Annotated in this window: 8 protein-coding genes; 3 read left to right on the top strand and 5 right to left on the bottom strand. The window is 67.5% G+C overall.

Features of this window, described 5'->3' with window-relative positions; genetic code table 11:
- Positions 1-160: 160 nt before the first annotated feature.
- Positions 161-1045, bottom strand: a complete 885-nt coding sequence (locus ACIBF8_RS31310; RefSeq protein WP_396787516.1) for an alpha/beta fold hydrolase — start codon at positions 1043-1045, stop codon at positions 161-163.
- Between the two features lie 88 nt (positions 1046-1133).
- Here ACIBF8_RS31310 and ACIBF8_RS31305 point away from each other — a divergent pair, with 88 nt between their 5' ends.
- Positions 1134-1643 (top strand): CGNR zinc finger domain-containing protein, encoded by a 510-nt coding sequence (locus ACIBF8_RS31305; protein ID WP_396787515.1) that lies wholly within the window; start codon positions 1134-1136, stop codon positions 1641-1643.
- Positions 1565-2527, top strand: coding sequence for a hypothetical protein (locus tag ACIBF8_RS31300; protein WP_396787514.1), 963 nt, complete (start codon positions 1565-1567; stop codon positions 2525-2527). The genes ACIBF8_RS31305 and ACIBF8_RS31300 overlap by 79 nt, the downstream gene beginning before the upstream one ends.
- A 225-nt stretch (positions 2528-2752) precedes the next feature.
- On the opposite strand, the gene ACIBF8_RS31295 is transcribed toward ACIBF8_RS31300, so the two are convergent.
- From ACIBF8_RS31295 to ACIBF8_RS31285, 3 genes are all read right to left on the bottom strand, one after another.
- Positions 2753-3154 (bottom strand): DUF4260 domain-containing protein, encoded by a 402-nt coding sequence (locus tag ACIBF8_RS31295; protein ID WP_396787513.1) that lies wholly within the window; start codon positions 3152-3154, stop codon positions 2753-2755.
- A gap of 102 nt (positions 3155-3256) precedes the next feature.
- Positions 3257-3454, bottom strand: coding sequence for a hypothetical protein (locus tag ACIBF8_RS31290; protein ID WP_396787512.1), 198 nt, complete (start codon positions 3452-3454; stop codon positions 3257-3259).
- Between the two features lie 437 nt (positions 3455-3891).
- Entirely contained in the window at positions 3892-4599 is a 708-nt protein-coding gene (locus tag ACIBF8_RS31285) for an SDR family oxidoreductase (protein WP_396787511.1), read from the bottom strand.
- Between the two features lie 111 nt (positions 4600-4710).
- Between ACIBF8_RS31285 and ACIBF8_RS31280 the strand changes: the two genes are divergently transcribed.
- Positions 4711-5094 carry a MerR family transcriptional regulator gene (locus ACIBF8_RS31280; RefSeq protein WP_396787510.1) on the top strand — a complete coding sequence of 128 codons (384 nt, stop codon included), beginning with the start codon at positions 4711-4713 and terminating at the stop codon, positions 5092-5094.
- Between the two features lie 373 nt (positions 5095-5467).
- Here ACIBF8_RS31280 and ACIBF8_RS31275 read toward each other — a convergent pair whose 3' ends face one another.
- Positions 5468-6307, bottom strand: a complete 840-nt coding sequence (locus ACIBF8_RS31275) for an alpha/beta fold hydrolase (RefSeq protein WP_396787509.1) — start codon at positions 6305-6307, stop codon at positions 5468-5470.
- Positions 6308-6458 lie beyond the last annotated feature (151 nt).

The following is a 6458-nucleotide window of genomic DNA, read 5'->3' as shown; positions in this document are numbered from 1 at the left end:
AACCTCACCAAACGCATCACCAACGAAACCACCCCAACCTGGCGAGATAACTGAAGGCGGCATCACTCGCAAAATACGTGAATGAGACGCCCTCTCAGTATCCGGCAGCCACCGGCCCTGGCCAGTGACGCCATGTCACACGTAGCGGTGAGGAGCAGCCTCAGGGTTGGTCGGGGCCGGACGTTACGAGGGCTCGGCCGAGGAAGTCGTTGATGAGTTCCGCCACTGTCCGCCCTTCGCTCTCCAGCAGAAAGTGCCCGCCGTCCAACAGGTGGATCTCCGCGTTGGGCAGGTCGTCCCGGAATGCCTCCGCCCCCTCCGCGGAGAAGATCTCGTCGTTGCGGCCCCAGACCGCGAGGAGGGGGGTCTGGGTGTCACGCAGATACTCCTGCAGCCGAGGGTAGAGCTCACGGTTGGTGTGGTAGTCGCCGAACAGCCGCAGCTGCACCGCGTCGTTGCCGGGCCGCTGCAGCAGTGCGTGATCGAGCGTCCAGGTGTCGGGGGTGACCACGCTGGGGTCCGGTACGCCGTGGGTGTACTGCCAAACGATCGCGTCGAGGCTGAGTGCGGGTCGGAGGGCGGCTTCGTTCTGCGCGTTCGGGTCGTCGCCGTACGCCCAGATCGGGGCCCAGAATTCGGGCACGAAGCCGGCCTCGTAGCCGTTGCCGTTCTGGCTGATGATGGCGGTCACCGGGGCGGTCGGCTGAAGCGCGAGGCGCCACCCGATCGGCGCGCCGTAGTCCTGGACGTAGATGGCGTAGCGGCCGACCCCGAGGTGGCCGAGCAGCCTGGCGGTGAGTCGCGCCAGGGCGTCGAAGCTGTAGTCGAACTCGTCAATCGTCGGAGCGTCCGACTGGCCGAAGCCAAGGTAGTCCGGCGCGATCACGTGGTAGCGGTCGGCCAGCCTCGGGATGAGGTCGCGGAACATGAACGAGCTGGTCGGGTAGCCGTGCAGCAGTACGACGGCAGGGGCGCCGGCAGCGCCCGCCTCGCGGTAGAACAGTCGCCGCCCCTCGATGGTGGCGTACCGGTGATGGACCCGCATCTCTAACCCCCATAATCTAGTAAGATGGTTAGGAGCCTACTGATAGACTTCTACCCTGTCAAACTCGTGAAGATGGTTAGGCGGTGCGATGCCGGTCTCCACTGGCGAGGAACTCCTCCTGTTCATTCTGAACAGCACCCCGCTCGTCAACGGTGATTCACAGGATCTGCTCGCCGATCCGACCGGCGCCCCCCCAGCGCTGCGGCGATTCGGCGGTACCGGCTCGCCCGAGGAGTTGGAGGCCGTACGCGCCGTTCGTCCCCTCCTGCAACAGGCGGTCCGCGGCGACATCCCGGCCGACGCTCTCGCTTCCGCCCTGACCAGTGTCCACCGGACGCCGCGACTGACCGCGACCGGCCTCACCTGGACGCTGGTGGTCGCGCCGGACCGGAGGCTCGCCGTCCAGGCCGTGCTCGCCTGGGCCGAGATGCGCGAAAGCGCCCCCGGACGGCTACGCCCCTGCGCCAACGACGAGTGCCGCCTGTTCCTGGTCGACCGCAGCCGGGCGAACACCGCCCGGTGGTGCTCGATGGCGACGTGCGGCAACCGACTCAAGGCTCGACGTCACTACCGCCGCTCGGTGAGCCCGGACGCCTGACGCTTCCGTTCGGTCCAGCCGGGGTCGTCTATCTCCTCCCCGCCTACGTCATCACCGCCGGACTCCTGATCGCCGCCATCGGCTTCGGGTTGACCAACTTCCTGTCGCCAACATCGAGTCCCGCCCTGATCGCCGCATCTCTCGCGTTGGTCTCGCTGGGCGCGGGCATGGGACTTGCGCTGAGCAACGACATCATCATGAGTTCCGTCAAGCCCGAACGCGCAGGACAGGCCGCCGCGACCTCGGAGACCGCGTACGAGATCGGCACGACATTGGGAACAGCCGTGCTGGGCGGGATACTCGTCGCCTGGTACACCCGGGTGGTCACCGCCGGAACCGTACCCCGGCAAGATGCTTCGGGCATACGTTCGCGCGACGTCTTCGCGACCGCCACGTCGGTCGCCGGTGGCGAGTATGGGCTGAACCAGGTGGACGCGGACGATCCCGGCGCCACCCCGCCGGACTACACCGCAAGTCAGGCGTGGTCCCAGATGGGCGAGCGGGCGCGGCAGATGCCGCTGCTCGTCATGCAGGGCGAAGAGGATGGCCTCGTCCCACCAATCGTCGCCACTCGCCTCGTCGAGCACTGGACCGCGATAAGCGACCTCGTCGGCGACGGTCTGCTCAACGAGAGTTTGGACCTGGTCGCAGAGACGACGACGGTGCCCGCGGAACTGGGCAGGCACGCGTACACGCACACCACCATCACCACGCCGGACGGCACGTCTGTCGTCGAGTCGTACCTCGTCCACGACATGGGGCACGTCTGGCCAGGCCCTGCCGGCGATGGCCTCTTCACCGATCGTGCCGGCCCGGACGCCAGCGCCATCGTCTGGGACTTCGCCCGGCGCCACCCGAAAGGTTCACCGGAAACTGGGCGGTGATGCCTGGCTGGCGCGCCCGCTGGGCAGGACAAGGTTGAACGGGTTCAGCTGCCGAAGGGGGATCAGGCACCTGCGTCGGCTGCCGAGCGGACCAGCGCACCGTTGTTCGTATCGGCAGTTGGGGCGCTTTCCATGATGCTGGACATCTGTCAACGCCGGCTGAATTATCACGCGGCGCCGACGACATCCTCCGGAACCCATCAGGCTCCTGATCCTGGATGTCCGTCAAAGCGGGTCAGACCCTCTGGCCTTGCCGATCGGGCCGAGGTGGGTGTGCTCGAATCCTTCGGCCGTCTTGAGGCCGTAGCCGAGGCCGCGATCGACGGCGATGTGGAACACCCAGGCAAGGGCCAGAACTCCGAGCCAACCGATCCGGTCGCCAAACCCGGCCGCGGCCACGGCTACCGCGCCCAGCGCAGCCGGCAGCGTGTAGGAGTGCGCCAGGTTGTAGCAGAAGGCCCCGAGGCGTGGCCCGCGCAGGTAGCCGAGCATGGACAGGTCGAAGACGAGGAAGAGGGCAAGAAGCGACCACCACGGGTACCCGGCGGTGACGGTCACGACGACGGCGAGAGCCGCAACGACGAGGCCCTCGACGCGCTGCACTGCGACCGGACTCAGGTATGGCATCTCACACCTCGATGTCGGTCAGGGACACGGGTGGGTTGTCTTCCCGTCGCTGGCCTGACCTCGGGAAGAGGATAGACCGGCGGTGACGGCCCTCGTGCTCCGTTACCGGACAACAGCTTCGTCGAAGGCGACCAGCCGCCCCGAGAACCAGGCGGGGTCGGCCAGATGGGTGTAGTGGGTGACGGCCGGCGCCGATTCGACGAGCGCACCGGGAAGGCGGCTGCGCAGCCAGTCCGGGTAGTCGTCGGCGAGGGGCAGGCCGCGCAGTGACAGGTACGGCGTGGGATGCTGCGCCGGCATCCGGTTCTCCATGTAAGTGGCCAGTTCCTGCGGTCCGAGGTCGAGCAGAGGAGCCCACTTCCGAGTAGGGCGTCCTGGCGTGCCTTCCGGCGTGCCTGGAGTTGTTCGGCGACGGCGGGGGCCAGTTGCCCGTACATCTGGGTGAAGGCCGAACACATGTCGGAGGCACCCGACCGGCGCCGCGCGTCTCTAGGTGAGGTGGACCCGCCGATCATGGAGTTGTGGTGCCTGACTTGGCGTCTTGCTGGCGTTTTGTTGCCCACCACAACTCCATCATCGGCGAGGTGCGTGCCTCGTGCGGAGGTCGCGCGGGCCGCCCGGCTCCTGGACGCCATCCGGGGAGGCGGCCCGGCTCCTGCGGTACGGCGGGCCTGCGCGTCCCCACCGGCCGCGCAGAAGTGGCCGCCGTGCCCGGGGCCTCCCGTCGACCTGCTTTGTCAGCTCGCCGAGGCAGCGGTGTAGAACGCGCTCGGGTCCCCGGCGAGGGATGCCTTGACGTAGGCGCTCCATTCATCGGCAATGACCTCGAGCTTGTCGGCCTCGATGCCATCGAGTGCGGCACGGACCACGTCGGCGGGGGCCATCTTGTCGCCGTCGTAGCCGGCCGCCATGTCGGTGTCGGCAGCACCCAGGTGCAGCCCGGTCACGAGGGTGCCCTGCCCGGCGAGTTCGATGCGGATGCCGTTGGTCAGGCTCCACGCGGCTGCCTTCGCCGCGCTGTAGGCGTTGGCCCCGTCGTAGGAGAACCACGACAGAGCGGACAGAGCGTTGAGAATCCCCCCGCCGCCGTTGCTGGCGAGCACCGGCGCGAACGCCCGAACCATGCCGAGGGTGCCGTAGAAGTGCGTGTCCATCTCCAACCGGATCTTGCTCAGGTCGCCGCTGACCAGGTTTGCCCCGGTGGCGAGCCCGGCGTTGTTGACCAGCAGGGTGACGTCGGGGGCGGCGGCCGCCGCGGCCGCGACCGACTGTGGCTCGGTGACGTCCAGGCGCAGCTTCTCAACGCCGGCGACGTCGATCAGTTCCGGGTTGCGGGCCGTGGCATACACCTTGGCCGCGCCACGCTCCAACAACTGTTGGGTGAAGTGCCTGCCGAGTCCACGGTTGGCGCCGGTGACGAGCGCGACTGAACCAGAAATACGCATGATGTGCCTCCACAGGCTCAAGCTGTTCCGTTGCGAGGGCTATGCTAAAACCTGACGCTGACGTCAGAGGCAAGTGCTGTGTCTGGCGTCACCAGATGAGGGGGAGAAGTCGTGCGGATCGGTGAACTCGCCACCAGAACCGGGGTGTCGGTGCGAGCGCTGCGCTACTACGAGGAACAAGGACTACTGACCAGCACACGCAGCAACGGCGGTCAGCGTCACTATGGCGACATGGCGGCCGACCGGGTGCACCTGATCCAGATGCTTTACGCCGCAGGCCTGTCCAGCAAGACCATCCTGGACCTCCTGCCCTGCGTCGACGCGAAGGTCACCACACCGCAGTCCCGAGCCACGCTAAACGGCGAGCGCGAGCGCATCGACGAGCAGATCACCCGACTCATTGAGGTCCGGGACCGGCTCGACGCGGTCATTGCGCTCAGCCTGAACCCGGCCAATGGCTGCACCACGGCGGACGCCGTCACCGCGGCGGCGTAACGCACATCAGGTGCCGCACGGTCCGCTCAGGGCGTCCCGCCGCCGACGGTACCGGCCGGCACCTTCATGCTGGAACTCGGCGGGATCTGCGGTTGACCACCCAACAAGCGGTGCAGCGAGTGGTCGACCAGCATCAGTGGGAGGTTCGCAGCGCCGGCCCGGGGTTGAAGGGGCAGCGGTGGTACGCGTGGGCGCAGAACGCCACCGCCAGCCCCTTGACCCCCAAGTAGCCCGGTGGCCCAGCCAGGCATCAGCGCCGGTCGGACCGCGGCTGATCGGACTCGAGCACCTGGTTCGGTGCGTGCATTGAGTGCTCTTTTCGCCGGTCGGCGCTCACCTGGTGGTAGTGGCCACGCTGGCGCCCGCCGTCAGCTCAGCGGAGGAAGGAGCGCAGGGCGGCGTTGACCTCCGCGGCGTGGGTCCAGAGCAGCCCGTGTGGGGCGCCTTCGATCTCGACGTACTCGGCGTTGGGCAGCGCCCGGCGGAAACGCCGGGCGGTGGCGTCGATGGGGAGGATGTTGTCGGCGGTGCCGTGCAGGATCAGGGCCGGTTTGCCACTGGCGTGGACCGCCTCGACGTCTTCACGGAAGTCCTCGGTCCACGAGGACACGACGGCGTAGGCCGCCACCGGCGCGCTGGAGACGGCGACGTTCCAGCTGCCGGTGACCACCTCCTGGCTGATCCGGCTGCCGAGGTTCTCGTCGAGGTTGTAGAAGTCCGCGAAGAACTGCGTGTACCAGGCGTAGCGGTCACCTTTTGCCGCAGCCTCGATCCCGTCGAAGACCTTCTGCGGCAAGCCCTGTGGGTTGTCGTCACGGGCGACCAGGAACGGTTCGAGTGAGGCGAGGAACGCCAGCTTCGCCACCCGCTGGTGGCCGTACCGCGAGACGTAACGGGCCAGCTCACCGGTGCCCATCGAGAACCCGACCAGGACGACGTCGCGCAGGTCCAGCGTCTCCAGCACGGTGTTCAGGTCGGCGGCGAATGTGTCGTAGTCGTAGCCGGAACCAACCTTGGACGAGCGTCCAAAGCCGCGGCGGTCGTAGGTGATCACCCGGTATCCGGCGGCGAGCAGCTCGCGTGTCTGAAGCTCCCAGCTGTGGCCGTTCAGCGGATACCCGTGGATGAGGACAACCGGCTGACCTGCACCCTGATCCTCGTAGTACAGCTCGATCGGAGTGCTGTTCTCGTTCCCGACGGCGATGAACCCCATGATCATTTCCCTTCTATCGTCGGATACTTCGTGGTCGTGCCCGCCCGGTGGGCGAGGTCGACGAGATCGAGCACCCCGGCCACAGTGCCCCGACATTGGGCGAGCCGGCCGATCAGCCGGACGGACTCCGCAACGGTGAGGCTCCCGCCAC

The organism is Micromonospora sp. NPDC050276, from assembly GCF_044459545.1.
Classification (GTDB): domain Bacteria; phylum Actinomycetota; class Actinomycetes; order Mycobacteriales; family Micromonosporaceae; genus Micromonospora.
The sequence above is the reverse complement of the archived record's forward strand: the minus strand, read 5'-3'. Positions and strand labels throughout refer to the sequence as shown.

Coding starts and splice junctions, on each gene's coding strand:
- ACIBF8_RS31310 (WP_396787516.1), bottom strand. CDS start 1,045: ATGCGGGTCCATCACCGGTACGCCACCATCGAGGGGCGGCGACTGTTC.
- ACIBF8_RS31305 (WP_396787515.1), top strand. CDS start 1,134: ATGCCGGTCTCCACTGGCGAGGAACTCCTCCTGTTCATTCTGAACAGC.
- ACIBF8_RS31295 (WP_396787513.1), bottom strand. CDS start 3,154: ATGCCATACCTGAGTCCGGTCGCAGTGCAGCGCGTCGAGGGCCTCGTC.
- ACIBF8_RS31275 (WP_396787509.1), bottom strand. CDS start 6,307: ATGGGGTTCATCGCCGTCGGGAACGAGAACAGCACTCCGATCGAGCTG.
- ACIBF8_RS31285 (WP_396787511.1), bottom strand. CDS start 4,599: ATGCGTATTTCTGGTTCAGTCGCGCTCGTCACCGGCGCCAACCGTGGA.
- ACIBF8_RS31290 (WP_396787512.1), bottom strand. CDS start 3,454: ATGCCGGCGCAGCATCCCACGCCGTACCTGTCACTGCGCGGCCTGCCC.